General features: G+C 74.2%; 24 protein-coding genes and 1 pseudogene. 11 read left to right on the forward strand and 14 right to left on the reverse strand.

What is annotated here, in order from left to right:
* Positions 1-31 precede the first annotated feature (31 nt).
* Both B5P21_RS14520 and B5P21_RS14525 read right to left on the reverse strand, forming a co-directional pair.
* Positions 32-1,357, reverse strand: coding sequence for a nucleotide disphospho-sugar-binding domain-containing protein (locus B5P21_RS14520; RefSeq protein WP_094171318.1), 1,326 nt, complete (start codon positions 1,355-1,357; stop codon positions 32-34).
* The gene (locus B5P21_RS14525; protein ID WP_045526546.1) at positions 1,354-3,582 is read right to left on the reverse strand and encodes a glycosyltransferase; all 2,229 of its coding nucleotides are present in this window, start codon (positions 3,580-3,582) and stop codon (positions 1,354-1,356) included. Before B5P21_RS14525 ends, B5P21_RS14520 begins: the two co-directional genes overlap by 4 nt.
* Positions 3,583-3,781: 199 nt before the next feature.
* On the opposite strand from B5P21_RS14525, the gene B5P21_RS14530 reads away from it, so the two are divergent.
* Positions 3,782-4,876, forward strand: a complete 1,095-nt coding sequence (locus tag B5P21_RS14530) for a Gfo/Idh/MocA family protein (protein WP_045526544.1) — start codon at positions 3,782-3,784, stop codon at positions 4,874-4,876.
* Between the two features lie 51 nt (positions 4,877-4,927).
* Positions 4,928-5,722, forward strand: coding sequence for an SDR family NAD(P)-dependent oxidoreductase (locus B5P21_RS14535; RefSeq protein ID WP_094171319.1), 795 nt, complete (start codon positions 4,928-4,930; stop codon positions 5,720-5,722).
* A gap of 79 nt (positions 5,723-5,801) precedes the next feature.
* Here the strand turns inward: B5P21_RS14535 and B5P21_RS14540 are convergent, their stop codons facing one another.
* Together B5P21_RS14540 and B5P21_RS14545 are read right to left on the reverse strand one after the other, a co-directional pair.
* Entirely contained in the window at positions 5,802-7,034 is a 1,233-nt protein-coding gene (locus B5P21_RS14540) for a kynureninase (protein WP_045526539.1), read from the reverse strand.
* Between the two features lie 78 nt (positions 7,035-7,112).
* Entirely contained in the window at positions 7,113-8,015 is a 903-nt protein-coding gene (locus B5P21_RS14545) for a DUF4190 domain-containing protein (protein ID WP_045526537.1), read from the reverse strand.
* Positions 8,016-8,161: 146 nt separating this feature from the next.
* Between B5P21_RS14545 and B5P21_RS14550 the strand changes: the two genes are divergently transcribed.
* A complete protein-coding gene (locus tag B5P21_RS14550) occupies positions 8,162-9,157 on the forward strand; it encodes a DNA-methyltransferase (protein ID WP_045526536.1) in 996 nt (331 codons plus the stop codon).
* 13 nt (positions 9,158-9,170) lie between these two features.
* On the opposite strand, the gene B5P21_RS14555 is transcribed toward B5P21_RS14550, so the two are convergent.
* Positions 9,171-11,345 (reverse strand): RecQ family ATP-dependent DNA helicase, encoded by a 2,175-nt coding sequence (locus B5P21_RS14555; protein WP_045526535.1) that lies wholly within the window; start codon positions 11,343-11,345, stop codon positions 9,171-9,173.
* An 86-nt stretch (positions 11,346-11,431) separates the two neighbouring features.
* Entirely contained in the window at positions 11,432-11,851 is a 420-nt protein-coding gene (locus tag B5P21_RS14560) for a PLD nuclease N-terminal domain-containing protein (protein WP_045526533.1), read from the reverse strand.
* A gap of 184 nt (positions 11,852-12,035) precedes the next feature.
* On the opposite strand from B5P21_RS14560, the gene B5P21_RS14565 reads away from it, so the two are divergent.
* Complete coding sequence (locus B5P21_RS14565) at positions 12,036-12,206, forward strand: CsbD family protein (protein ID WP_015489218.1); 171 nt, start codon at positions 12,036-12,038, stop codon at positions 12,204-12,206.
* Positions 12,207-12,278: 72 nt separating this feature from the next.
* Here B5P21_RS14565 and B5P21_RS14570 read toward each other — a convergent pair whose 3' ends face one another.
* The gene (locus B5P21_RS14570; RefSeq protein WP_045526531.1) at positions 12,279-13,184 is read right to left on the reverse strand and encodes a metallophosphoesterase; all 906 of its coding nucleotides are present in this window, start codon (positions 13,182-13,184) and stop codon (positions 12,279-12,281) included.
* Positions 13,185-13,313: 129 nt separating this feature from the next.
* On the opposite strand from B5P21_RS14570, the gene B5P21_RS14575 reads away from it, so the two are divergent.
* Positions 13,314-14,111 (forward strand): HAD-IIA family hydrolase, encoded by a 798-nt coding sequence (locus B5P21_RS14575; protein ID WP_011931704.1) that lies wholly within the window; start codon positions 13,314-13,316, stop codon positions 14,109-14,111.
* A 72-nt stretch (positions 14,112-14,183) separates the two neighbouring features.
* On the opposite strand, the gene B5P21_RS14580 is transcribed toward B5P21_RS14575, so the two are convergent.
* Together B5P21_RS14580 and B5P21_RS16605 are read right to left on the reverse strand one after the other, a co-directional pair.
* Positions 14,184-14,975, reverse strand: a complete 792-nt coding sequence (locus B5P21_RS14580) for a DUF2599 domain-containing protein (RefSeq protein WP_094171320.1) — start codon at positions 14,973-14,975, stop codon at positions 14,184-14,186.
* 301 nt (positions 14,976-15,276) lie between these two features.
* Positions 15,277-15,696: a hypothetical protein gene (locus tag B5P21_RS16605; protein WP_133064199.1), complete on the reverse strand. Its 420-nt coding sequence runs from the start codon at positions 15,694-15,696 to the stop codon at positions 15,277-15,279.
* Between the two features lie 231 nt (positions 15,697-15,927).
* Here B5P21_RS16605 and B5P21_RS14585 point away from each other — a divergent pair.
* A pseudogene (locus B5P21_RS14585) lies at positions 15,928-16,272 on the forward strand (HAD hydrolase-like protein); the annotation flags it as partial.
* Here the strand turns inward: B5P21_RS14585 and B5P21_RS14590 are convergent.
* The 5 genes from B5P21_RS14590 to B5P21_RS14610 form a co-directional block, all read right to left on the reverse strand.
* Complete coding sequence (locus B5P21_RS14590; protein WP_045526527.1) at positions 16,273-17,538, reverse strand: MFS transporter; 1,266 nt, start codon at positions 17,536-17,538, stop codon at positions 16,273-16,275. It abuts the pseudogene before it with no gap.
* Between the two features lie 117 nt (positions 17,539-17,655).
* The gene (locus tag B5P21_RS14595) at positions 17,656-19,737 is read right to left on the reverse strand and encodes a septum formation family protein (RefSeq protein WP_094171321.1); all 2,082 of its coding nucleotides are present in this window, start codon (positions 19,735-19,737) and stop codon (positions 17,656-17,658) included.
* Positions 19,737-20,291, reverse strand: a complete 555-nt coding sequence (gene pyrE, locus B5P21_RS14600; RefSeq protein ID WP_015489215.1) for an orotate phosphoribosyltransferase — start codon at positions 20,289-20,291, stop codon at positions 19,737-19,739. Before pyrE ends, B5P21_RS14595 begins: the two co-directional genes overlap by 1 nt.
* Positions 20,292-20,357: 66 nt before the next feature.
* Positions 20,358-21,293: an NAD(P)-dependent oxidoreductase gene (locus B5P21_RS14605; protein ID WP_165770619.1), complete on the reverse strand. Its 936-nt coding sequence runs from the start codon at positions 21,291-21,293 to the stop codon at positions 20,358-20,360.
* A gap of 133 nt (positions 21,294-21,426) precedes the next feature.
* A complete protein-coding gene (locus B5P21_RS14610) occupies positions 21,427-21,891 on the reverse strand; it encodes an Asp23/Gls24 family envelope stress response protein (RefSeq protein WP_045526522.1) in 465 nt (154 codons plus the stop codon).
* Between the two features lie 132 nt (positions 21,892-22,023).
* Between B5P21_RS14610 and B5P21_RS14615 the strand changes: the two genes are divergently transcribed.
* From B5P21_RS14615 to B5P21_RS14635, 5 genes are all read left to right on the forward strand, one after another.
* On the forward strand, positions 22,024-22,578 hold the full coding sequence (locus B5P21_RS14615; protein ID WP_045526520.1) for an RNA polymerase sigma factor: 555 nt from the start codon (positions 22,024-22,026) through the stop codon (positions 22,576-22,578).
* Positions 22,569-23,225, forward strand: a complete 657-nt coding sequence (locus B5P21_RS14620) for an Asp23/Gls24 family envelope stress response protein (RefSeq protein ID WP_236688769.1) — start codon at positions 22,569-22,571, stop codon at positions 23,223-23,225. Before B5P21_RS14615 ends, B5P21_RS14620 begins: the two co-directional genes overlap by 10 nt.
* The gene (locus tag B5P21_RS14625; RefSeq protein ID WP_045526519.1) at positions 23,209-23,607 is read left to right on the forward strand and encodes a hypothetical protein; all 399 of its coding nucleotides are present in this window, start codon (positions 23,209-23,211) and stop codon (positions 23,605-23,607) included. Before B5P21_RS14620 ends, B5P21_RS14625 begins: the two co-directional genes overlap by 17 nt.
* A gap of 53 nt (positions 23,608-23,660) precedes the next feature.
* Entirely contained in the window at positions 23,661-24,497 is an 837-nt protein-coding gene (locus B5P21_RS14630; RefSeq protein ID WP_045526517.1) for an exodeoxyribonuclease III, read from the forward strand.
* Positions 24,498-24,585: 88 nt separating this feature from the next.
* On the forward strand, positions 24,586-25,188 hold the full coding sequence (locus B5P21_RS14635) for a hypothetical protein (RefSeq protein ID WP_094171322.1): 603 nt from the start codon (positions 24,586-24,588) through the stop codon (positions 25,186-25,188).
* Positions 25,189-25,278 lie beyond the last annotated feature (90 nt).

Below are 25,278 nucleotides of genomic sequence, written 5' to 3' on the forward strand. Positions count from 1 at the left end.
GGCGCGCGCGTCGCCCGGCGGGGCGACCGGCTCAGCGCGCGGCCTGCTCCGGGCGGATCCCGTCGGCCAGCGCCTGGTACGCGCGCTGCGGGCCGGGCGAGCGCGAGAGGGAGCCCGCGATGGCGTCGAGCATGGCGCGCTGCCCACCCGACGGGTTGAGCAGCGCCTTGGCCGCCTGCCGCAGCTCGGTCACGGTCGCGACGTTCGGCGCCAGCGCGATCCCGAGCCCCGCGTCCTCGAGGGCCGCGGCGCCCGCGAACTGGTCGGTCGAGAGCGGCAGCACGAGCATCGGGACGCCCGCGGTCGCCGCCTCGGTGACGGAGTTGTTGCCGCCGTGCGTGACGGCGAGGTCGGCGTGGCCGAGCAGCGTCACCTGCGGGAGGAAGGGACGCACGAGCCAGTCGGACGGGATGTCGCCGAGCGCGGACCGGTCGGTGGATCCCGTCGCGAGCGCCACGCGCACGTCGAGGTCGCGGAGGGTCGCCGCGATGCGGGCGAGCACGTCGTCGCGCACGGAGAGGAAGCTGCCGAGCGACACGTAGACGATGGGGTCGCCGCCTTCGTCGATCCAGTCCTGCACCTCGGCCTCGGGCGCCTCGCGACGCACCGCCGATCCGATGAAGGCGTGCGGCGGCAGCAGCTCGGAGCGGTCGGGGTCGTGCAGCTCCTCGGGGTAGTTGAGCAGGAGCACGTCGCCGGCCTCCGCGAACGCGTCGCGGCTCGGGCGCATCGAGGGCGCGAGGATCGCGAGGGCGTCGTTCCACTGCGCGGTGAAGCGGTCGCGGACGCGCTCGCACAGCGCGTGCAGCTCGTCGAGGTCCTCCTCCTCGGGCTCGAACGCGGCGGGCCAGGCGGGCGGGAAGCCGTAGACCTCGTCGCCCACGGGCAGGGCGCTCGGGTGGCCGAGCACGACGTCGGCGTGGCGGGTGCCCGAGGCGAGGAGCGCGAGGCGGGCGCTGAAGGCGAGGTGGTCGACGATCACCTGGTCGGGGCGCACCTCGTCGAGGATCCGCTGCACGGCGCGCGCGGTCTCCACCGGCTCCCACAGCAGGTCGTCGCTGCGGGCCTCGGCCTGGAACCGGAGGGTCTCGACCATGCCGCGGCGCGTGGCGGCGAAGAAGCCGCGGAGGGCGTCGTCCTCGCCGGTCGGCTGGTCCTCGGCCTTGATGGTGCCGGGGTTGGATCCGCGGCCGAGGCGGAGGTCGACCCGCTCGAAGCCGGAGGCCTCGACGATGCCGGCGGTCGCGGATCCGGTCGCCACGACCACGCGCTCGCCGGCCTGCTGCCAGGCCGACGCGAGCGTGATGAGGGGGAAGAGGTGGGACGCGTAGTCCGGGCTGATGACGAGCAGGGTCATGAGGCGCTGAGCTCCCAGAGGGTTCGGTCGTCGGCTGCGGCGACGTCGCGGTAGACGCGGGACAGGGTGCCCGCCATGGCCTGGATGGTGAAGGTGCGGGCGACCATGTCGCGGGCGCGGTCGGCGGCGGCGGCCGCTCCGGGGCCGGCGGCGATGTCGAGCGCGCGGGCGATCCCGGTGGCGAGCTCCGCGGGATCCGCCGTGTCGACGAGGAGGCCGGTGATCCCGTCCTCGACGTAGGTCGCGGGGCCTCCCGACGCGGGCGCGACGACGGGCAGGCCCATCGACATCGCCTCGAGGAGCGCGACGCCGAACTCCTCCTTGATGCTCGCGCACGCGTACGCGCCGCCGGGCGCGGTGAGCCCGGGGCGGCCGTAGCGGACGGCGGCGAGCCAGCGCGTGACGGTGTCGTTGCCGCGGTGGCCGGCGAGGAGGAGGCCGTGACGGGCGGCGCCGGCGGGGCCCTCCGCGTCGGGGACCGCGTCGAGGATCCGCGCGAGCTGCTCGCGCTCCTCCGGGCTGGGCGCGTCGAGGTCGCCGCCCACGATGAGGAGGTTGGCGCGGGAGCGGAGCGCGGGATCCGCCGCCCACACGTGCGCGAGCGTCGCCATGCCCTTGACGCGGGCGAGGCGGCCGACCGAGATGACGAGCGGCAGGCCGCGGCGCTCGGCGGGGAGGTCGCGCAGCAGGTCGTCGAGCTCGACGAAGGCGCGGGCGGGCGCGCCGTCCGCGTCGGCGCCGAGCATGGCGTCGTCGCGGGATCGCTCGATGGCGTCGACGTCGATGCCCTCGGCGACGACGCTGTGGCGCTCGGGGTGCGCGTCGACGTCGATGCCGACGAGCCGGCGCATGTCGCGCTTCAGCTCGGGGCGCGGGAAGAGGACGGTGTGCGCGGCGTCGGCGGCCAGGCGCTGCACGAGGCGCACGCGGAACCAGTAGTGCTCGCGCGCGTCGACCGCGCCGAAGCCGTCGCGCGTGAGGGCGCCGGAGCGGTCGAGCGCGTCGACCACGCCGTGCGGATCCGGCGCGACCGTGAAGACGACCGGGATGCCGAGCTCGCGCGCGACCGTGGACGCGGCGAGCGTGCCGACGTCGGCCATGCGGAGGTGCACGGCGTCGACGCGGCCGGCGGCGCGGAGCACGCGGCGGATCCCCCGCTCGGCCTCGACGCGGTGCGGCCACGCCTCGGGCAGCGAGCGCGGGCCGCCGAGCATCGGGATGTGGGCGAAGACATGGCCGGCGTCGCCGGCGGTGACGCGGGCGAGGGATCCGAGGGCCTGGTCGGGCGTGCCGCGGGAGAGGGTGATGACGCGGTCGACCGGGCGGTCGGCGGCGGGATCCGGCGCATCCGCGTGCGCTCCCGCGGCGGAGGCGAATGCGGGCGCCACGAGCGCGTCGCCCAGCCGCACGAGCAGCGTCGCGATGCCGCCGTTGTCGCCCGCGCCCACGTGCGTCAGGCCGGCGTCGATGTCGGCGTGCAGGAAGAGCTGGACGATCGTGAGGCCGGGCCGCTCGGGCGCCGCCGGGTGGTCGCCGTGCTGGCGCGCGATGTCGAGCACCGCCAGGCGGGCGACCGCGGCCACCTCGTCGTCGCCGCGCGCGATGTCGGCGACGAGGGCGGCGATCGCCTCGCCCGCGGGCCGGTCGCCGAGCGCGGCGACCGCGGCGGACCGGGTGAGCGGGCCCTCGGCGGAGGCGGGGGCGATGCGGAGGAGGACGCGCTCGGGGATCCGCCCGGGCACGAGGCCGATCGTCTCCACGAGGCGCGACCGGGCGTCGTCGCCGCGCACGCCGAGCAGCGCGTTCTCGAGCGCGAGCGCGACGTGGTCGGGCGTCGACCCGGCCCACTGCTGCAGCGTGCGCTGCGCGAGCATGCCGGGGAAGCCGCCCTCGACGACCATCGCGACGAGGCCCGACACCGCGTCGAAGCGCGGCAGGCGGGTGCCGAAGGCCCAGGCCGCGTGCTCGCGGATCCACCGGACGTCGTGGTCGAGGAGCGCGACGAGCGCGAGGTCGGCGGCCTCGTCGAAGACCTGGGCGAGCGCGTGGATGGCGGCGACGGCCGTGAGCTGGTCCGCGGGATCCGCGGCGGCGCGGGCGAGGAGCCGCACCGCGCGTCCGCCCCCGTCGCGGCTGGCGGCGACCGTGAGCTCGTCGGCCTCCTGCATCACGTCGAGGATGCGCGCCGCCTCCGCGACCTGGTCGAGGCTCGTCTGGATCCCCATGCTCGTGCCCCTTCTCGGGTCATTACTCCTCGTGCGGAGCCGGGACGCGCCTCGCGCGGGAGCGTTCGCTCCCCGGACAGCCTCCCGGCCCTCGCGAGTATTCCGCAGTCGGCTGCGAGAACCCAGCCGAGCGCCCGAGAAGCCGGCCCGGACCCCGCGCGGCCGGGTCGCGCGCGACCCCGCGCGTACGCTGGCGACCATGCTCCGCCCCGCGACGACGCCCCCGCAGATCCGCTTCGGCATCGTGGGGAGCGGCTGGCGCAGCGCCTTCTTCCTGCGCATCGCGCGGGCCCTGCCGGAACGGTTCGCGGTCACCGGGCTCGTGACCCGCAGCGCCGAGACGGGCCGCGCGCTCGAGGAGGAGTGGGGGATCCGCACCTTCCGCACGGCGGCCGACCTGCTCGCCGCGGAGGCGCCGTCCTTCGTGGTCGTGTCGGTGCCGCGGACCGCCGCGCCCGACGTGATCGCCGACCTCGTCGACCGCGGCGTCGCCGTGCTGACCGAGACGCCGCCCGGCGAGACCGTCGCGGACCTCGAGCGGCTCGCCGCGCTCGTGAAGCAGGGCGCGCGGATCGAGGTGGCCGAGCAGTACCCGCTCTCGCCGCTGCTCGCCGCGCAGCTCGCGATCGCGGCTGGAGGCCGGCTCGGGCGGATCAGCCAGGCCCAGGTCGCGCAGTGCCACGACTACCACGGCGTCCGCGTGATGCGCCGCGCCCTCGGCATCGGCTTCGAGGACGCCACCATCACGGCCTCCCGCTTCTCCTCGCCGCTCGTCGCCGGGCCGGACCGCGACGGCGATCCCGTGCGGGAGGAGGTCGTGACGGCCGTGCAGACCACCGCGCGCTTCGACTTCGGCGACCGCCTCGGCGTCTACGACTTCGCCGACCGGCAGTACTTCTCCTGGATCCGCCGCAACCGGCTCCTCGTCCGCGGCGAGCGCGGCGAGATCGCCGACGAGCACGTGGCCTGGCTGCTCGACGGCACGACACCCACCTGGGCGGACATCGCGCGCGTCGAGACCGGGCAGGGCGGCAACCTCGAGGGCCAGCACCTCCGCGGCCTGCTGCTCGGCTCCGAGTGGGTCTACGAGAACCCGTTCGCGCCCGGCCGGCTCGCGGACGACGAGATCGCGATCGCGCAGTGCCTCGTCGAGATGCACGCGCACGCGGCCGGCGGCGCGTCCACGAACTCGCTCGCCGAGGCGTCGCAGGACCACCACCTCGCGCTCCTCATGCACGAGGCCGCGACTACCGGGCAGGCCGTCCGCAGCACACGGCGCGCCTGGGCCGACTGACCGCTCCCGCCACCGCTCCACCGCTCCTCCGCTCCACCAGGAAGGCACGACATGCGCATCGACCTCACCGGATCCACCGCCCTCGTCACGGGCTCCACGCAGGGCATCGGCTACGCGATCGCGGAGGGGCTGCTCGCCGCGGGCGCCCGCGTGATCGTCAACGGCCGGGGCGAGGAGGGCACGACCGCCGCGCGCGACCGGCTCCTCGCCGCGCATCCCGGCGCCGAGGTCGAGGCGCTGGCCGCCGACGTCGCGACCGAGGAGGGCGCCGCCCGCGCGGTCGAGGCGTTCCCCGAGGTCGACGTGCTCGTCAACAACCTCGGGATCTTCGGCTCGGCCGACCCGTTCGCCATCACCGACGACGAGTGGCGCCGCTACTTCGAGGTGAACGTGCTCGCGGGCGTGCGCCTCACGCGCGCCTACCTGCCCGGCATGATGGCGCGCGGCTGGGGCCGCGTGCAGTACATCGCGAGCGACTCGGCCGTGGTCACGCCGGCCGAGATGATCCACTACGGCGTCTCGAAGACAGCGCTCCTGGGGGTCTCGCGCGGCTTCGCCAAGGCCGCGGCCGGATCCGGCGTCACCGTCAACTGCGTCATGGCCGGCCCCACCCACACCGGCGGCGTCGAGGCGTTCGCGCGCGAGCTCGTGGGCGACGACCTGCCGTGGGAGGAGGCGCAGCGGGCGTTCATGCGCGAGCACCGGCCGCAGTCGCTCATCCAGCGGCTGATCGAGCCGGAGGAGATCGCGAACATGTGCGTGTACCTCGCGTCCAAGCAGGCGTCCGCGACGACGGGCGGGGCGCTGCGGGTCGACGGCGGGTACGTGGACGCGATCCTGCCGTAGCGGGTCGCGCGGACGGACGGACGGACGGCCGGCCGGACGGACGGCCGGCCGGACGGACGGCCGGCCGCGTGCGCGCGCCTCAGCCCGCCAGGTGCCGCCGGATCGCCTCGACGCCGACCTCCACCTCGCGGAACGAGGTCGTCAGCGGGCTGAGCCCGAGCCGCAGGCCCGACGGCGCGCGGAAGTCGGGGATCACGCCCTCCGCCCACAGCGCGCCCACGATGTCGCGGAAGCGCGGGTGGTCGACGCTCACGTGGCTGCCGCGGCGGTCCTCCTCGCGCGGGCTGGCGACGCGGGCGCCGAGCGGCACGAGGTCGCGGTCGACGAGATCCAGCGCGAAGCCGGTGAGCGCCAGCGACTTGGCGCGGATCGCGTCCATGCCCGCCTCCTCGATGAGCGCGATCATGTCCTGCATCGCGAGCATGCCGACGATGGGCGGCGTGCCGCTGAGGAACCGGCGGATCCCGTCGGCAGGCTCGTACGTCGGCCCCATCGCGAAGACGTCGCGCGCGCCCATCCAGCCCTGGATCGGCTGCCGCAGCTCGGCCTGCAGGGCGCTCCGGACGTAGCCGTGCGCCGGCGCGCCGGGCCCGCCGTCGAGGTACTTGTAGCTGCAGCCGACCGCGAGGTCGACGCCCCACGCGTCGAGCTCCGTGGGGATCACGCCGACCGAGTGGCAGGTGTCCCAGAGCACGAGCGCGCCGGCGTCGTGCACGATGCGCGTGATCCCCGGCACGTCCGCGAGGAACCCGGAGCGGTACGCGACCTGGCTGAGCACCACGAGCGCGGTCCGCTCCCCCACCGCCTCGGCGACGAGCTCCGGCGTGACGCCGGAGTCGGGCGACACCTCGATCCACCGGATCGTCATGCCGCGCTCCTCCGCGACGCCCTCGAGCACGAAGCGGTCGGTCGGGAAGTTGTCGGTGTCGATCACGAGCTCGTCGCGGCCGGGGCGCGCGCGGACGGCGGCGCGCACGAGCTTGTAGAGGATCACGGTGGTCGAGTCGCCGACGAACGTCTGGCCGGGCGCGGCCCCGTACGCCACGCGGCCGAGGTCGTCGCCGATGCGCGTGGGCATCGCCAGCCAGTCCTCGTCCCAGCCGCGGATGAGGCGGCCGCCCCACTGGTCGCGCACGAAGTCGGCGACGCGGTCGACGCTGGCGCGGGTCGGCCGCCCGAGCGAGTTGCCGTCGAGGTAGGCGACCACGTCGTCGGCCTGCACGAAGAGCTCGCGGAAGCGCGTGAGCGGGTCGCGGGCGTCGAGCTCGGCGGCGGTCGGGATCGGGCGGTCGGGCGTCGCGTCGGGTGTCACCTCCGCAGCCTACGTTCCGCGCCCCGACGCAGCTCGGGACGCGGCGTCCGAGGATGCCGCGGCCCGAGCGCTGCGGCCCTACTGGGCGGCGAAGAAGTACGGGTCCGCCAGGAGACCCGGCGTCACGGCCCAGGTACCAGCCGCCGCGTCCGCGCTCGGGATGGCGATGACGACGTTGCCCGTTGCCGAAGCCCCGGGGAACAGCTCGTTGATCGAGTTAAACTGCGGCTCGGGGGCGACGGCGAAGGAGTCGGACGTGGTGTGCGTCGTGCCTGCCGCGGCGACGTACTCGACGCCGATCTCGAACATCGGGCTGGCGGACTCGGTGCCCACGTACTTCACCGTGACGGGCACCATGGCGTACTGCGTACCCGCGGGAGCGGGGTCGTTGAACATGTTCTCGGCCGTGACCGCCGCGTTGGCGTCGAGGACGGGGGCACCGAGCGTGACCTCCCACTCCGGGGATCCACCCGAGAGGCCCGTCACGACCGTGCCCATGGGAGCGGGGTTCTCTCGGGTGCCGATGGCTGGGCCGGCCTCCTCCTCCTCGATCTCGTCCAGCGGTGCGGCAGAGGCCCCTGAGCCGCCCTCGCTCCGGGGGAGGCTCTCCGAGACCGCGGCCGCGAAGCCGAGCGTGTAGACGACGGCGAGGATGATGCTGAGGACGAGCGCCAGGACGCCCACGATGAGCCCTCCCAGAGCGAGCGACTTCCCGGCCTTGTGCCGTGCCAGCGCCACGATGGCGAGGACGATGGCGACGATCGCGGGGATGAAGACCACGTAGTTGAGGAACGGGATGAAGGCGCCCAGGAAGGCGACGATCGCGACGACGAGGGACGCGATGGCGAGGCCCTTCCCGCCGGAGGGGCCGGCCGGAGCGGCCGGGGCGTAGGGAGTCGCGTACCCGCCCTCAGGGGCGGGAGGGGGCGCGGGGTAGGAGCGCTGTTCGGGAGTCGAGTTCGGGTCTCGTGCATCGGTCATGGGCACTTCTTACTAGAGCGACGGGGGCCGACAGAGCCGAAAGGGCCTCCTGCACCGCGAACTGGGGCCACCGGGCACGGGCTTCGCGGCTGAGGGCGGTGCGTCCGGCTGACGGTCACGATCCGGAGGTCCGTTAACCTCGGGGCGTGCCCCTGCCCGCGTGGACCCCCGACGGCCCCGACCTTGTGATCCACGCGGAGAACCTCGAGGCCGTGCGCGCGCTCCCCGACGGCGCCTTCCAGCTCATCTACCTGGATCCGCCGTTCAACACCGGCCGCACGCAGGAGCGGCAGAACCTCACGGTGACGCGCAGTCCGGACCCGGATCCGGAGGACCCCGACGACGCGACGGAGGCGGAGGAGACGCGGACGGACGCCACCCCACCCGCCCTCGCCCCCGCGAGCACCGCCACTCCCGAGCCGGTGCGCTCGCCCGGCGCGCGCCTCGGCTTCCACGGCCGCAGCTACGACTGCGTGAAGGGCATGCTCTACGGCTTCGACGACTCGTTCGCCGACTACTGGGACTTCCTCGAGCCGCGCCTCATCGAGGCCTGGCGCCTCCTGGATCCCACCGGCACCCTCTACCTGCACCTCGACTACCGCGAGGTGCACTACGCGAAGGTCGTGCTCGACGCGCTCTTCGGCCGCCGCTCGTTCCTCAACGAGATCGTGTGGGCGTACGACTACGGCGCGAAGTCGCGCCGCCGCTGGCCGGCGAAGCACGACACGATCCTCGTCTACGTGAAGGACCCGCTCCGCTACCGCTTCGACTCCGAGGGCGTGGACCGCGAGCCGTACATGGCGCCCGGTCTGGTGACCCCAGAGAAGCGCGAGCGGGGCAAGCTGCCGACGGACGTCTGGTGGCACACGATCGTCTCCCCCACCGGCCGCGAGAAGACGGGCTACGCGACGCAGAAGCCGCTGGGCGTGCTGCGTCGCATCGTGCAGGCGTCGAGCCGACCCGGCGACTGGGTGCTCGACTTCTTCGCCGGATCCGGCACCACGGGCGCCGCGGCCCGCGAGCTCGGCCGCCGCTTCGTACTCGTGGACGAGAACCCGCAGGCCGTCGACGTGATGCGCGCCCGGCTCGCGGACGGCGGCACGGTCTTCGTCGAGCCGGAGACGGATCCGCTCGTCCGCTGACCGACGAGCCGCCCTACCCCTGCTGCGCGAGCGCGAAGGGCAGCACTCGCGTGGCGCCGGCCTTCCGCAGCAGGCGGCCGGCGACCGTGAGGGTCCAGCGGGTGTCGACCAGGTCGTCCACGAGGAGCACCGGACGCGGATCCGCCGCGAGGTCGTCCGCGAGGTGCGCGGGCACCTGGAACCGCGGGTGCACGCGCCCCAGCCGGTAGACGCTGTTGCCGCGCGCGGCACCGGGCGCCCCGGGGTCCACGAGGTCGAGCGACCCGAGGAACGGCAGCCGCCCGACCTCGGCGATGCGCTGGGCGAGGCTCCCGACGAGCTGCGGCCGGCTCGCCGACGGCACGTGCACGACGGCGCGCGGGCGCTCCGGCCAGCCCCACTCGGCGAGCACCCGCACGCAGGCGGCGACGAGCGCGTCGTCGACGGGCGCGTCCTCGGCGCCGGCCGCGAAGACCGCGCGGAGCCGCCCGCCCCAGCCGAGGTCGGTGAGGCGCGCGAGGGCGCGGCCCTCGTCGACCTGCTCGCCCGCGGCGATCGCTCCGCTGAGCGGCACGCCGACGCTCGACGCGCCCGTGGGCCAGCGCAGCCGCGGCTCGATGGGGAGCCCGACCTTGTCGAGCGCCTGCGACGCCGTGGCCGACGCCTGCTGGTCCAGCGACGACGGGTACCACGCGCCCGCGCACCGGTCGCAGCGGCCGCAGGGCGCCGCGGTGTCGTCATCGAGCTGCCGCTGGAGGAACTCCATGCGGCAGCCGAGCGTGGTCTCGTAGTCGAGCATCGCCTGCTGCTCGCGGACGCGCGCCGCGGCGACCTGCTCGTACCGAGCGCGGTCGTAGACCCACGGGACGCCCGTGGCCGACCAGCCCGAGGTGTCCCGACGGACGGCCCCGTCGACGCCGAGCACCTTGAGCAGGAGGTCGAGCCGGCTGCGCGAGAGCGACACCCGCGACTCGAGCGCCGGCACGGACAGCGGCCGGTCGCTCTCGCCGAGCGCTTGGATGACGGCGGCCGCCTGCTGCTCGTCCGGCATCGACGCGGTGGCGAAGTACTGCCAGATGTCCGGATCCTCGCGGCCGGGCAGGAGCAGCACGTCGGCGTCGGCGGACCCGCGGCCCGCGCGCCCCACCTGCTGGTAGTAGGAGACGGGCGAGGACGGCGCCCCGAGGTGCACCACGAAGCCGAGGTCGGGCTTGTCGAAGCCCATGCCGAGCGCGCTCGTGGCGACGAGCGCCTTGACCTCGTTGCGCTGCAGCTCGCCCTCGGCCTGCTCGCGGTCGGCCGGGTCGTCGCGCCCCGTGTACGCCTTCACGGCGTGACCCGCGTCGCGCAGCAGCCGCGCGGTGTCCTGCGCGGCGGACACGGTGAGGGCGTAGATGATGCCGCTGCCGGGCAGCTCGTCGAGGTGGCTGAGGAGCCAGCCGAGCCGATCCCTGCTGTTCTCGAGGCGCAGCACGCCGAGCCGGAGCGAGCGCCGGGCGAGTGGCCCGCGGATGGTGACCACGGGCACGCGGTCGGTCTCGACGACGCCCGCTCCGGCGGATCCGACGCTCAGCTGCTCCTCGACGTCGGCGACCACGCGCGAGTTGGCCGTGGCCGTGGTGGCGAGCACGGGCACGCGCTCGTCGACGGAGGAGATGAGGTCGCGCAGGCGCCGGTAGTCGGGCCGGAAGTCGTGGCCCCAGTCGGAGATGCAGTGCGCCTCGTCGACCACGAGGAGGCCGAGCCGGGCCCGGAGCGCGGGCAGCTGCTCGTCGCGGAAGCGCGGGTTGTTGAGGCGCTCGGGCGACACGAGCAGGAGGTCGACCTCGTCCGCGTCGAGCGCGCGCAGCAGGTCGTCCCACTCGTGGGCGTTGCTCGAGTTCATGGCGACCGCGCGCACGCCCGCGCGACGGGCCGCGGCCACCTGGTCGCGCATGAGCGCGAGCAGCGGCGAGACGAGGAGCGTGGGGCCGAGCCCCTGCTGGCGGAGGAGCAGGGTGGCGACGAAGTAGACGGCCGACTTGCCCCACCCGGTGCGCTGCACGACGAGGGCGCGCGAGCGATCCTGCACGAGCGCCTCGATGGCCTCGAACTGCCCGTCGTGGAAGTCGGCGCCCGCGACGCCGACGAGCCGCGAGAGGTGCTCGCGGGCGGCGGACCGGAGGTCGGAGGTCGCGGCGGAGGAGGGCGGCGTGGCGGTGTCGGGCATGCGGCCATGCTCCCATCCGCCCCCGACCGCGGAGCCCGGCGGCGACCCGCGGAAGGAGGTATCGGCCGCGCGCGACCTGGGGAGGGCTACCGCTCGGGAGCGGATCCCGGCTCGATGGCACGCGGCGCCCGCGCGGGTCCCGCGGCCCGGGCGGCCTGCACCGCCTGCTCGGCCTGGAGCTGCTTCATGCGGGCGCCCGCCGCGTAGTGCCGCTCCTCCTCCTCGAGGTCGGCGAGCTGCTGCTCGGTGCTGCGGACCCGCCGGTCGACCGACATCGCGGCACGCTCGTAGGCCGCGCTCCGGTCCGGCGGACCGACGGGCTCGCGTCGCGCATCCCAGTCGTGGCCGACGCAGAACCACACGATGCTGCCGATGAGCGGCAGGAAGACGATGAGCAGGATCCAGACGAGCTTCGGCAGGTGCTTCACCTGGTCGTCCGGGCGCGTGATGAGGTCGGCGAGCGCGCACACGGCGACGAGGAGGGGGAGCAGCCCGAAGAGGATCACGGTCAGGGAGCTTAGGGGCGGTGCGGGGCCCGGCGGAAGGCCCTTGCCCGATCGGCGCGGAGGGTCCGTGGGCCTCGCGCTTCGCTCAGTGGACACGCACCCGGCATCTGTCAGGTGTTCAGGACCCGGCCGTCCTACAGTCCAGGCGTGGGCTGCACCAGGTGGCCTCAGTGAGGAGGAGATCATGGGTCTCGACGACAAGATCAAGAACGCTGCTCAGGACATCGCGGGCAAGGCCAAGGAGGCGCTCGGCGAGCACAAGGGCGACGAGAGCCTCAAGGCCGAGGGCCAGAAGGACCAGACCGCCGCGTCCGCCAAGAAGGCCGGCGAGGACGTCAAGGACGTCTTCAAGTAGAGACGGACCAGCAGCGCCAGGAGAGGCGGCGACCCCCGGGTCGCCGCCTCTCCTCATGCCCGGGGGCGGGCGTCACGGCAGGACGGGTGCGGCCGACTCCGCCGTGATCCGCTGCACCAGCTCCGCGTCGAGCAGCGTGACCTCGTCGCCGTCGCCCTCCGCGTGCGCCCGCACCACGACCGAGGTGACGCCGCCGTCCGGCCGCACGTCGACCACGAGGAACCCGGATCCGCGCACGATGCGCTCCGTGCCGGGATCCGCCGCCACGTCCGTCTCGTTCGCGACGCCCGGCGCGACCAGCACGGGCACGCCCGCGAGCGACCCGACGATGTGGTGGTGGTAGTGGCCCGAGAGGATCACCCGCACGTCGCTGCCGCGCACGACCTCCGCCAGCCGCTCCGGCCCCTGCAGCGCGAGGGACTCATGCAGCGTCGTGGGCGCGGGCACCGGCGGGTGGTGCAGCACGAGCACCGTGCCCCGCTCGGCCGGCGTCGCGAGCAGCTCGCGGAGCGCGTCGAGCTGCTGCTCGCGGAGTGCGCCGTAGCCCTTGCCCGGGACGGAGGTGTCGAGGGTGACGATGCGCCAGCCGTCCACGATGGTCACGCCGTCGACGGGCGGCACGGCCGCGGCATCCCGGCCGTCGTCCGTCCCCGGGCCGCCGTGCCCGTCGCCGAGCACGAGCCGGAAGGCGGAGCGCACGTCGTGGTTGCCGGGCGCGAGCACGAGCGCGGCGCCGCGCGACGACGTCCACGGCACGAGCCGCTCCCGGAGGAGCGCGTACGACTCGGGGGTGCCGTCCTCCGAGAGGTCGCCCGAGCCGACGAGGAGCCGCACCCCGGACACGCGGTCGGCCTCGACGAGGACGCGCTCGAGGGCGGCGCCCGTGTCGACCACGCCCTGGTGCAGGCCGCCGTCGCGCAGGAGGTGCGTGTCGCTGAGGTGGACGAGGCGCAGGGATCCGGGAGGCAGTGCGTGCATGCGCCGACCCTACGGGGCCCGGCCGACACCGCGGCGGCCGCCCGGCGGACATCGGGTGACGCCTCCCCTCCGGCCCGGCGGCCGCGCATCCCCCGGCGGTAGCCTCGTGCCACGACGAGAGGGGACCCCATGGCGACGCGCGACGAGATGGACTGCTGGCTCACCGACATGGACGGCGTGCTGGTGCACGAGAACCAGGCCCTGCCCGGCGCGGCGGCCCTCATCCAGCAGTGGCAGGACCAGGGCAAGCCCTTCCTCGTGCTCACGAACAACAGCATCTTCACGCCGCGCGACCTCTCGGCACGGCTCCGCGCGTCCGGCCTGCACGTGCCCGAGGAGTCGATCTGGACGTCCGCGCTCGCGACCGCCGCGTTCCTCGAGCAGCAGATGCCCGGCGGATCCGCGTTCGTCATCGGCGAGGCCGGCCTCACGACCGCCCTGCACGAGGCGGGCTTCATCATGACCGACACGAAGCCGGACTTCGTGGTCATCGGCGAGACGCGCAACTACTCGTTCGAGGCGATCACGCGGGCCATCCGCCTCATCAACGGCGGCGCGCGCTACATCGCGACGAACCCCGACGCGACCGGCCCGAGCGCGGAGGGCGTGCTGCCCGCGACGGGCGCGGTGCTCGCGCTCATCTCGAAGGCCACGGGCAAGGAGCCGTACATCGTCGGCAAGCCCAACCCCATGATGTTCCGCTCGGCGCTCAACAAGATCGGCGCGCACTCCGAGAGCACCGGCATGATCGGCGACCGCATGGACACCGACATCATCGCGGGCATCGAAGCGGGCCTCCACACGGTGCTCGTGCTCACGGGCATCAGCGACCGCGCCGAGATCGAGCGCTACCCGTTCCGGCCCGACGAGGTGCTCTCCGGCGTCACCGAGCTGCTGGACCCGGAGCCGGTCGAGTCCGAGCTCTGATCAGCGGGCTGGGGGCGAGACAAGTCCCCTTCAGATGGAGACGTGGCTCCAGAATCCTGCTCGCCCCCCGCCTCAATCCTCGCTACCGCCTCCTGGGTTGCAACGCGCGGCAATGGTCTCCGCGAGTCCTACATCGGGCCGAGCACTGTCGAGGTTCCAGCTCGATTTTCCCGGATCGTCGTATCGAACCACCTGCCAATGACAGGTGAACTGATCGTGGAGATTGTTGTGATCCAGGCGCGATCGATCGGTTTTCTCCAACGCCTCACCCCACGCAGCCTCATTGGCTATGTCTGGCGCGAATATAGTATCCCGTCCCGCGCTCGTGGGATAGATCTGCGCAGTAGGACCCCATTCATCACCCGCAGTCCACACAACACTGTCAATGAGAGAGACCCCTAACCAAGGGTCAGCCACAACCGGGTACTTGATAGTCTCATCATCGTGCTGGACAACCTGGATGAGTTGATTGCCCGATATCCTGAAGTGAGTCGGCACCGGAGCACCCGTCGCATCTTTTGCCCAAGGCGCCGCCACTCCTGCGATCCACATTCCATCGGAATCGAGAATGCTCACGGACCCGCTCTCACCGTTGAAAGCGAGATGCGATCCAGCCGGAATATCTAAAGAGTACGCATACTCATCGGGCGCGTGAGCGCCAGAAATTACGGTCGCGAACTGCACAGCCCCATCGTTTTGCGGTAGAACCGCCGTGGTCGAGCCGTCTCCGTTGTCGTAGGCCGTGACCGCAGACGCGCCAGAATCCACGAGGCGCGCGCTGCTTGCGGACGGCAAGGAGACGCCTATCGAGACTTTTCCAGGCGCGCCAATCTTGACTTTTTTTATTTGCATCGTGTGGTACATCCGCTGTCGTGCCCCAAGCGTCTAGAGCAAAGCGGCTCTCTCCGACCAGCGCGCCTGAGCGGTTGGCGACCGGGGCAACCGATTCCGGCGATGCAGAGCGAACCAAATCTGCAACCGTCTCCTTATCAGACGCGGATGCGCCTGAGGGATTGATCATGACGAGCGCGACGAGACCCAAGGTCCCAACGGCCGTCAATGAGCGTGATGCGTACAAGTGGTGCTCCATCTCCTAATAGATGCGAAAAAGACGCGCAAGTAGCTCAGCACACGCATTGGACCATTGCCTGGCCGAAGCAGACGATTACGCTCGCGCAGCACGGGCATCCTGACCAAGCCGCCGGCTTGCCCGAGATGCCACCAACGCGACAATAACCACGAAGGCAATAAATGCGAGAACGATAAGCGCACCGAAGGTTGCAATAGCAACTTCCAGTGCAGCAGGCACAGGGACATTCTGATCTGCGAGATCGAAGGCCTGGCCCCAGAATGCAAAACAAACCGCCGCGGAAGCGGCGAATACCACAACAGTGGCGCTGATCGACACTACCCAGGACCATCGGCCAGTTGACTTGGAATAACCGATAGCGAGCCCCAAGCCGCCGACTGTGCTGATTGCGACTCCTAGTAGCAGAAATGGCGGGAACAAGATCGACGCAAAGACACACGCCGGCCCTGCAATCGCCGTAAGCAACACCCACCGCTTGATCTCCTTGCGAGACATGATTCTCCTTTCACGTAATCGACAGGCGGACGGGGCAAGCATCTCCCTACTCGGGCTGAACCATCCACGTCTGTGCACAATCGGAGCCGCGGCCTCCATGAGCCGCGTCGGGGCGGAACCGCCAGCCGAGTGGATCCGGAACTTCGCGCATCACGAGGCACCCGCGGGGTCGATGCCTGCAGCCTTGCGAGAGGATGCCAAGAGACAGCGGACCCCCGTCGAGCACAGCATGCGACCGGCCCGAGCGCGGAGGGCGTGCTGCCCGCGACGGGCGCGGTGCTCGCGCTCATCTCGAAGGCCACGGGCAAGGAGCCGTACATCGTCGGCAAGCCCAACCCGATGATGTTCCGCTCGGCGCTCAACAAGATCGGCGCGCACTCCGAGAGCACCGGCATGATCGGCGACCGCATGGACACCGACATCATCGCGGGCATCGAAGCGGGCCTGCACACGGTGCTCGTGCTCACGGGCATCAGCGACCGGGCCGAGATCGAGCGCTACCCGTTCCGCCCCGACGAGGTGCTGTCGGGCGTGACCGAGCTGCTGGACCCGGAGCCGGTCGAGTCCGAGCTCTGATCAGGCCGCGGTCCGGCCAGCGGCGGCCGGGGCGAGGAGCGCCCGGATGCCCCGCGAGCGGAGCATCGCGACGCCGACGAGCGCCTCGCCCAGCCCGCCCGCGATGATCACGACCCGGAGCGCGGTCTCCTGCCCGAGCGGGTGCAGCGCCACCGTGAGCGCGCCGCCGAGGAGCACGGCCGGCGGGTAGAAGCCCTGGCCGAGGAGCTTCTTCGCGCCGAGCACCGCGCCCTGCCGTCCCGGCGGGACGCGCTCCTGCCACACGGCGGTGAGGGGCGCGCCCTGCACCTGGAGCGCGACGTTGCGGACCACGGCCGCGAGGATCCACACGGCCAGGAGCGCGCTCGCCCCCAGCGCGACGCGGCCCACGAGGCCGAGCACGACGGCGGATCCGGCGATGGCGACGAGGCGCGGGATCCGGTCCCCGCGCGCCGCGACGAACCCGGCGCCGGCGAGGAGCCCGACGGATCCGGCGACGCTGAACGCCGCGAGGCTCGCGCCGGAGCCGAGTCCGCCCGCCCCGAGGAGGAGGACGTACGCGGTCGTGGCGGATGCGGCGATCCCGTTCGCGAGGTTCAGCGCGGCGAAGCCCGCCTGCAGGCGGCCGAGACCGGGGTGGCGGAGGATCCACGCGATGCCGTCGCGGGCGCCGCGGAACGGGTTCGCGACGCGGCGGTCCGGCGGCGCGTCCCAGCGCACCGCGAGGAGCGCGGCGACGCAGCCGAGCGAGGTCGCCCCGTCGACGACGAACACGGCGGCGGGCGCGACGACGGCGGACAGGGCGGCGCCGAGCACGGGCGCGAGGAGGGTCGGCCCGTCCTGGAGCAGGGAGGTGACGCCGTTGATCCGCGTGAGGTCGGCCTCCCGGCGCATCCGGCGGACGCTCGCCGTGAGGGTGAGCGCGAGGGTCGACGCCGCCAGGGCCGACACCAGGGTCAGCGGGTAGACCACGGCGAGCAGGTGTCCCGGGCCGAGGGCGGACACGACCGCCATCCCGCCGGACGCGAGGGCGAGCATCAGGTTGCTCACGAGGGCGGCGCGGCGGTGACCGAGGCGATCCGCGGCCCAGCCCGTGAGCGGGGCCAGGTAGATGGACGCCACGGTCGAGACGACGGTGAGCGCCGACAGGGCCAGCGCGCTGCCCGTCTCGGCGTACACCTGCAGCGTGAGCGCGAACGACGCGGCGCTCGCCCCGAGGGACGAGACCGCCTGCGCGCCCCAGAGGAGGAGGAACGCGCGGTCGTCGGGTCGGACGCGTGAGGCCACCGCTCCCCCGTCCCTGGATCCGCGCGCCGGTGACGCGCACGGGGTGTCGAGGGTAGGGCGGGGGCGGGGATCCACGGGGTCGGGATCCCCAGGCCAGACGCGCGGCCCGGGCGGCGGCTAGGGGACGACGGGCGGCTGCGGGACGCCGATGCTGCCCGTGAAGGTGCCGCCGCCGGCGCGCGAGACGAAGCAGTACGCGTCGCGGTCGCCCGCCGTCCACTCGTCCTGCGTGATCGGGTAGGCCGACTGGTACTGGACGTCGGAGTAGGCGCGGGCCGCCGCGTAGTCGATCACCGTGTCGGCGATGCAGAGCTCGTCCGCGGAGTCGCGCACGGCCTCCTCGCCCGGGAACGCGTCGCCGGTCTGCGGCAGGGCGACGCGCGCGACCATCTGCGCGTGGTGCTCGGAACCGCAGTCGACGACCGTGAACTCCTCCTCCCACGGCGTGGAGTACGGGTCGATGCACTCACCGCCGAGCAACGCGTCCCACGCCTGCACGCCGGCCGCGGCCGGGCCCTGCAAGGGATCCGTCGGGGTGGGCGACGGGGTCGGCGTGGCCTCGGGCGTCGCGGTCGCGACGGGGGCGGCGTCGGGCGCGGCGTCGGGCGCGGGGCCGGATCCGAGCCGCTGGCCCAGGTAGAAGAGGCCGACGAGGAGCAGCACCAGGAGGATCGCGCCGCCGACCCACAGGCCCGTGCGACGCGAGCCGCGGGGCCCGCGCGGCGGCGCGGCGGCGGGAGGCGCGGGGATGCGGGGCGCGTCGAGGACGGGCGCGCGCGGCGCGGGTGCCCGGGGCGCGGGCGGGGCCGCGTACGGCGGCGGGACCGGCAGGGGGCGCGGGGCCGGATCCGGACGCGGGGCGGCGGCCGGGACGGCGGCCGTGGGGGCGTCGCGGTCGGTGCGCGGGGCGGGGGCCGCAGCGGCAGCAGCGGCGGCCGCAGCGCCGGCGGCCGGGAGGACGCGCGTGCGGTCGTCGTCGTCGTCGTCAGTGTCGGCGGGATCCGCGGCGGAGGCGCGGGCGCGCGCGTCGTCGGGATCCGTCGCGACGTCGCCGAAGAGGAGGGCGATGGCGTCCTCGGGCTCGGCGGCGGGGGCGTTCGACGGCGCTGGGGAGGTCGGGTCGGCGTCGTCCTGCGGCGCGGCGTCGCGCTCGGGTGCGCCGTCGGCGTCCGACGATCCGACCACCGGCGACGACAGCACGGCCGTCTCCGGCTCGGGCTCGGGCTCGGGCTCGGGCTCGTCGGGCAGCTCGGCGGCCACAGCGGGCGCGGCGGAGGCGGCGGCGGGCGCAGCAGCCGGGGCGGATCCCGATGCCCACGCCATCGCGGCGGCGCGCGCCGCGGCGGCCGCGGGGGCGAGCGGCGCCGGCGACGCGTCCTCGTCGTCGGCATCGGGCGCACCGGCATCGGGCGCGTCGGCAGCGGGCACGTCGGCCTCGACCGCGCCGGCGGGGTCGTCGACGACCCCCGCGTCCTCGTCCGCCTGCTCGTCGCGGAGGGGCGTCAGCTGCACGGAGTCGTCGGGTGCGTCGGCCTCGACCGCGGCCTCGTCGGCGGGATCCTCGACGAGCTCGGCGTCGACCACCGGCGCGTCCGCGGGGACGACGGGCAGGTCCACGTCGCGCGCGTCGTCGACCGGCTCGAGCACCAGCTCGGCGGGTGCGTCGTCGACCGGCGCGGGATCCGCCTCGACCTCGCCGGACAGCACGTCGCCCGTGAGCGGCTCGCCGGGCGCGTCGCCCGCGGGGGCGGGCACGTAGCCGGGGTCGGGCTCGCCGGGGAACTCCACGTCGCCCGCGTCGACCGGGGCGGCGGCGATGCCGGGCTCGGGCGCCGGCGCGTCGAGGTCGACCTCGGGGTCGTGGGCGTCGGGTGCGGCATCGACCTGGTCGAGCGGGGCGACGCGCTCGTCGTCGTCCGTCGGGTCGAGCGGGACGATGCCCGCGAGGATGTCGCCGTCGGCGGGCGGCGTCGGGTCGGCGGGCGCGGGATCCACGCCGGAGTCCGCGGCGTCGACGTCGACGTCGTCCCGCTCGGCGGGCACGGGCGCGGGATCGGGATCGGCGGCTCGGCCCCAGCCGATCGGCGCGAGCGGCCGCGCGGGACGCTCGCGGTCGGCGTCGGTCGCGGGACGGACCGCGAACGGGTCGTCGTCGTCGCGCCCGGATCCGGATCCGCCGCCGGGCGCCTGCCCGCTCACTAGGCCAGCCCCAGGTCCTCGAGGCCGATCGCGTACAGGTACCGGTGGCCCGCGGCCTCGATCACCTCGCGGGCGTCGGTCGAGCGGTCGACGACCACGGCGACCGCGGCGATCTCCGCGCCCACCTTCTCGAGCGCCTCGATGGCCTTGAGCGGGGATCCGCCGGTGGTGGAGGTGTCCTCGACGACGATGACGCGCTTGCCCTGGAGGTCCGGGCCCTCGACCTGGCGGCCGCGGCCGTGGTCCTTGGGCTCCTTGCGGACGACGAACGCGTCGTAGCCGCGACCGACCGCGGCGCCCTGGTGCAGGATCGCGGCGGCGATGGGATCCGCGCCCATCGTGAGCCCGCCGACCGCCGCGACGTCCGGCACGTCCGCGATGAGGTCGAGCATGACCTGCCCGATGAGCGGCGCGACGCGATGGTCGAGGCTCACGCGGCGGAGGTCGACGTAGTAGCTGGCCTTCTTGCCGCTCGTCAGCGTGAAGTCGCCGTGGAAGACGGCGTCCCGCTTGATGTGGTCGATGAGCTGCTGGCGCGCGTCGGAGGTCGTCACGCAGCCGATCCTACGGGCGGGGAACCGCGCGGCCCGGCGCGACGGGCGGGCGGGACACCGACCGGATCAGGCGTCGGGCGAGGTCGGCAGGCCGAACACCGTGCCCACCGCGGCCACGTCGTCGTCGCCGTGGCCGGCCGCGGATGCCTCCGCGTACGTCTCGCGGAGCGCCTCGAGCATCGCGGTGTCGAAGTCGTGCGCGTCGGCGCCGTCGAGCGCGGCGAGCATCAGCGTCACGTCCTTGAGCAGGCCGTCGAGCGCGAACGACGGCGCGAGCTCGCCGGACAGCATCGCTCCGCCCTTGAGGTGCGCGTACGGGGTGTCGGCCGCGCCGCCCGCGATCGCGTCGAGGAAGAGGCGCGGCTCGACGCCGAGCAGGCGCGCGAGGCCGAGCGACTGGCCGGTCGCGGCGGTGATGGACGCGATCCACGCGTTGCACGCGAGCTTGAGCGCGGAGCCCGGTCCCGCGTCGGCCCCGGCGACCACGGTGCGCGAGCCGGTCGCCTCGAGGACGGGGCGGGCGACGGCGAGGTCGGCCTCGGATCCCGAGACGAGGTGCACGAGGAGGCCCTGCTCGGCGGGGCCGCGCGTGCCGAGGACGGGCGCGTCGACGAAGCGGAGGCCGTGCTCCGCGGCGAGCGCGGCGATCCGGCGGGTGCCCTCGACGCCCACGGTGGAGGACTGGAGGACGACGGCGTCGGGGCGCAGCGCGGGGGCGACCTCGGCGAGGACCTCGAGCACGGCGTCCTGGTCGAACAGCATGATCACCACGACGTCGGCGTCGCGCACGGCCTCCGCGGCGCTGTCGGCGACGATCGCGCCGTCGTCCGCGAGGGGCGCGGCCTTCTCGGCGCTGCGGTTCCAGACGGTGAGCGGCAGGCCCGCGCGGAGGATCGAGCGGCTCATCCCGGATCCCATCACGCCGGTGCCGAGGAGCGCCACGCGGGGCCGCCCGTCGGACGCGGGGGAGGTGGCGGGCGCGGCAGCGGTGTCGTCGGTCATCCCCCGACGGTACGCCCGCGATCTGCGAGGACAGCGGACGCGACCGGGCCGGCGGACGCGGCCGGGCCGGCGGACGCGACGACGGGCCGCCCGTCGCGAGGACGGGCGGCCCGTCGGGCCGAACGGGAGCGGGTCAGACGGCGGGCGCCTCGACGGCGTCGTCGTCGTCGGATCCCTCGCCCGGCATGACGATGTCGGCCACCGTGACGTCGACGCGCGTCACCGGGCGGCCGACGAGCTCGGTCACCGCGTCGGAGATGGCGGCGCGCACGTCGGCCGCGATGTCCTGGAGCGGCACGCCGTACTCGGCGACGAGGGTCACCTCGAAGGCGACGCCGGCCTCCTGGGCGTCGACGGCGATGCCCTGCGTGAGGTCGGTCTGGCCGATGCGGTCGCGGAGCTGGCCGATGACGCGGGCCGCGCCCCCGCCCAGCGCGTGCACGCCCGGGATGTCGCGGACCGCGAGGCCGGCGACCTTGGCGATGACGCCGTCGGTGACGGTGGTGTCGCCCTCGGCGAGGACGCTCCCCGTGATCCCGGCGCTCGTGGGCGCGACGCGGGTGACGTCGGCGGGGGTGGGGGTGCTGGTGTCGCTCATGCGGTTCCTCCTCGTGATGCCCGGTCGCCCGGGCGCTGCTGTGGTAGTCATGGGTGAGACGCACGGACGGCGTGGTCCGTCACGGATCGCTCCCGGATCCGTCTCGTCTCCCAGCGCACACGGAGGTACGGCATGGCCCTCTCCTCCTCCTTGCAGGACGCGGGCGACGGCATCCTCGCCGAGCGCGCGGCCGACGGCGACGCCCGGGCCTTCGAGGTCCTGGTCCGCCGGCACGCCCCGTACATGCGCGCGTTCGCGATCCGCCTCACCGGATCCCGCGCCGACGCCGACGACGCCGTGCAGGAGGCGCTCATCACCGCCTGGGACCGCATGCCCACGCTCGAGAAGCCCGACCGCGTGAAGAGCTGGCTGCTGCAGATCGTCAGCCGCAAGTCCATCGACCGGATCCGCGCCCGCCGACCCGTCGACGACATCGACGACCACGAGATCGCCGACCGCCTCACGTCCCCCGAGCGCGACGCCGAGACGTCGTCGCAGATGCGCGCGCTGGCCGGCGTGCTGGACGGCCTGCCCCGCGAGCAGCGCGAGGTGTGGATGCTGCGCGAGGTGGGAGGCTTCTCCTACGAGGAGATCGCGGAGAAGCTGGGCGCGACGCCCTCGACCGTGCGCGGCCGGCTGTCCCGGGCGCGCACCACGGTGATGACGAGCATGGAGGCATGGCGATGAGCGGCACCGGACCGGGCGATCCCGGGGAGCGCCTGCCCGTGGATCCCGCATCCGCGCTCGACGCCGACGGCGCGCCCCTCGACATGGCCGCCCTCGCCGACTACCTCGACCGCGGGCGCACCCCGCGCATCGCCGCCTACGAGGACGACCCCGAGACCCGCAACGCGCTGCGCGCCCTCGAGCGCATCCGCGACCTCGGCCGCGAGCTCGTGCAGGTCGAGGCGGAGGAGGCCGACGCCCCGGGCGACGACTTCTTCCGCGGCGTGCTCGCCCACATCAGCCGCGAGTCGCGCGCCGGCCGCGACATCCCGCTCTCCCACCCGGATCCGGCCGTGAGCCTCGCGCTCACCGAGGGCGCCGTGCGCACCCTCGTGCGGCAGGCCGGCGACGAGGTGCCGGGCGTGCTCGTCGGCCGGTGCACGCTCGACGGCGACGTCACGCGCGCCGGCGAGCCCGTGCGGGTGGCGCTCACCCTGAGCGTCGTGTGGGGGGATCCGCTGCCCGAGCTCGCGCAGCGCGTGCGCGAGCGGGTCCACGCGGCCCTGCTCCGGCACACCGAGCTGCGCGTCGAGGCGATCGACGTGACCGTGGTGGACGTGCAGGCGCGTCCCGTGCAGGAGGAGGCCGGAGATGACCCTCGACGATGACGCGCCGGCCGCCGTGCCCGCCCCCGTCCCCGTGCCGCTCCCCGCGCCGGCCGACCTGTCGCGCGACCTGACCGCGGTGCTCCGCGGCGTCGCGGGCGTGGCCGACGTCTACGCGCCGCGCTCGCCGATCCTGCTCGCCGCCCAGCAGGTGGTCGAGGGCGTCGTCGCCGGGTCGTCCACCGCGACCGAGCAGCTCGTCACCGTCGAGACCGGCGAGGGCACCGTCCTCGTCGAGGCGACCATCGCGGTGGACGCGTCGAGCCGCGCGAGCGACACCGCGCGCGCCGCGGTCGACGCCGTCCGCGCCCGGCTGGCCGAGTCGATCGGCGCCGAGGCCGCCGCGCGGGCGGCCGTGACGGTGCGCATCGGCAGCATCGGCTGACCCGTCCCGTCCCCGGGCCCGGAGGCGTCCCGGCCGCCCGGTACCGTGGACGCATGCGCGTCGCCACCTGGAACGTCAACTCCATCCGCACCCGCGTGGGCCGCGTCGTCGACTGGCTCGTGCGCGAGGACGTCGACGTGCTGGCCATGCAGGAGATCAAGTGCAAGCCGGAGCAGTTCCCGCTGCAGGCGTTCGAGGAGGCCGGCTACGAGGTCGCCGTCCACGGGCTCAGCCAGTGGAACGGCGTCGCGATCGCCAGCCGCCTGCCGCTCGAGGACGTCGTGACGACGTTCGAGGGGATGCCCCGCTTCGGCAAGCCCGACGCCTCCGGGCAGCCGCCGCTCGAGGCCCGCGCCATGGGAGCGACCGTCGCGGGCGTCCGCCTCTGGAGCCTGTACGTGCCCAACGGCCGTGGCCTCGACGACCCGCACTACTCCTACAAGCTCGAGTGGCTGGGCGCGCTCGCGGCCGACACGCGCGCCTGGCTCGCCGCGGATCCCGCCACCCCGCTCGCGCTCATGGGCGACTGGAACGTGGCGCCGCTCGACACCGACGTCTGGGATCCCGCGCTCTTCGAGGGCAAGACCCACACCTCCGAGCCCGAGCGCGCGGCGTTCGCCGCCTTCCTCGAGGCCGGGCTCGCGGACGTCGTGCGGCCGTCGATCCCCGAGGGCTACACGTACTGGGACTACCAGCAGCTGCGGTTCCCGCGGAACGAGGGCATGCGGATCGACTTCATCCTCGGCAACGACCGGTTCGCCGAGCTCGTGGCCGCGCCGCGGATCCACCGCGACGAACGCAAGGGCGACGGCCCGAGCGACCATGTGCCGGTGGCCGTGGACCTCGACGTGGAGACCGAGCTCGACGACGACCGGCCGATGATCTTCTGACCCGCCGCCCGGGCACGGCACGGTCGCGCCCGCCCCTCGCGTCGCCGTCGATTCCCACCCCGCCGGACGCGCCCCGTAGTCTCGTGCCGTGACCCCCGACGACGACGCGACCCCGGCCCCCGGCCGTCGCGCCTCCCGCGGGCGCCGATCCGCCGCCCCGCCGGCCCGCCGCCGACGCCTGCCGGAGGTCCCGCGGATCGCCCTGCCGACGCTCCCCCGCCTCGGCGGACGCGACGCGTCCGACGACGACGCGCCTCGCCGCGGAACCGCCGCGCGCGCCCGCCCCGCCGACCGCGACGACGATCCCGCCGGCCCCGACTGGGTGCCCCGCTGGGTCCGCCGGATCGACCGCCGGATCCTCGTCACCACGCTCGTCTCGATGCTCGTCGCCGCGGTCGTGGGCGGCAGCATCGCCGCCCTGGGCCTCGGCCTCATCTTCGTGACCGACGCGTGCGACGTGGACGCCTACGTCTGCCGCGACTCGCTCTTCACGATCGGCTACGGGATCGCCGTCGCCGGCCCGCTGATGCTCACGGGGATCGCCGTCATCGTCGCGCTCGTCGGCATGATCCGCGGGCGCACCCGGCCCTGGCTGGTGCTGCTGATCGGCGTGGGCGCGTCGCTCGCGGCGTACATCCTCGGCGCCGTGATCGTGCTCGTCGCCGTGCCCGGGTCCTCCCCCGTCACCTGATCCCGCTCGCCCGTACCCCATCCCGCCGCCGCGGAGGCGGGGCACCGACGGTCCGCTAGCGTGGGAGTCCCGGCGTGCCTGACGCGGATC

This window comes from Clavibacter michiganensis subsp. insidiosus (assembly GCF_002240565.1).
In the GTDB taxonomy this organism is placed as follows: Bacteria; Actinomycetota; Actinomycetes; order Actinomycetales; family Microbacteriaceae; genus Clavibacter; species Clavibacter insidiosus.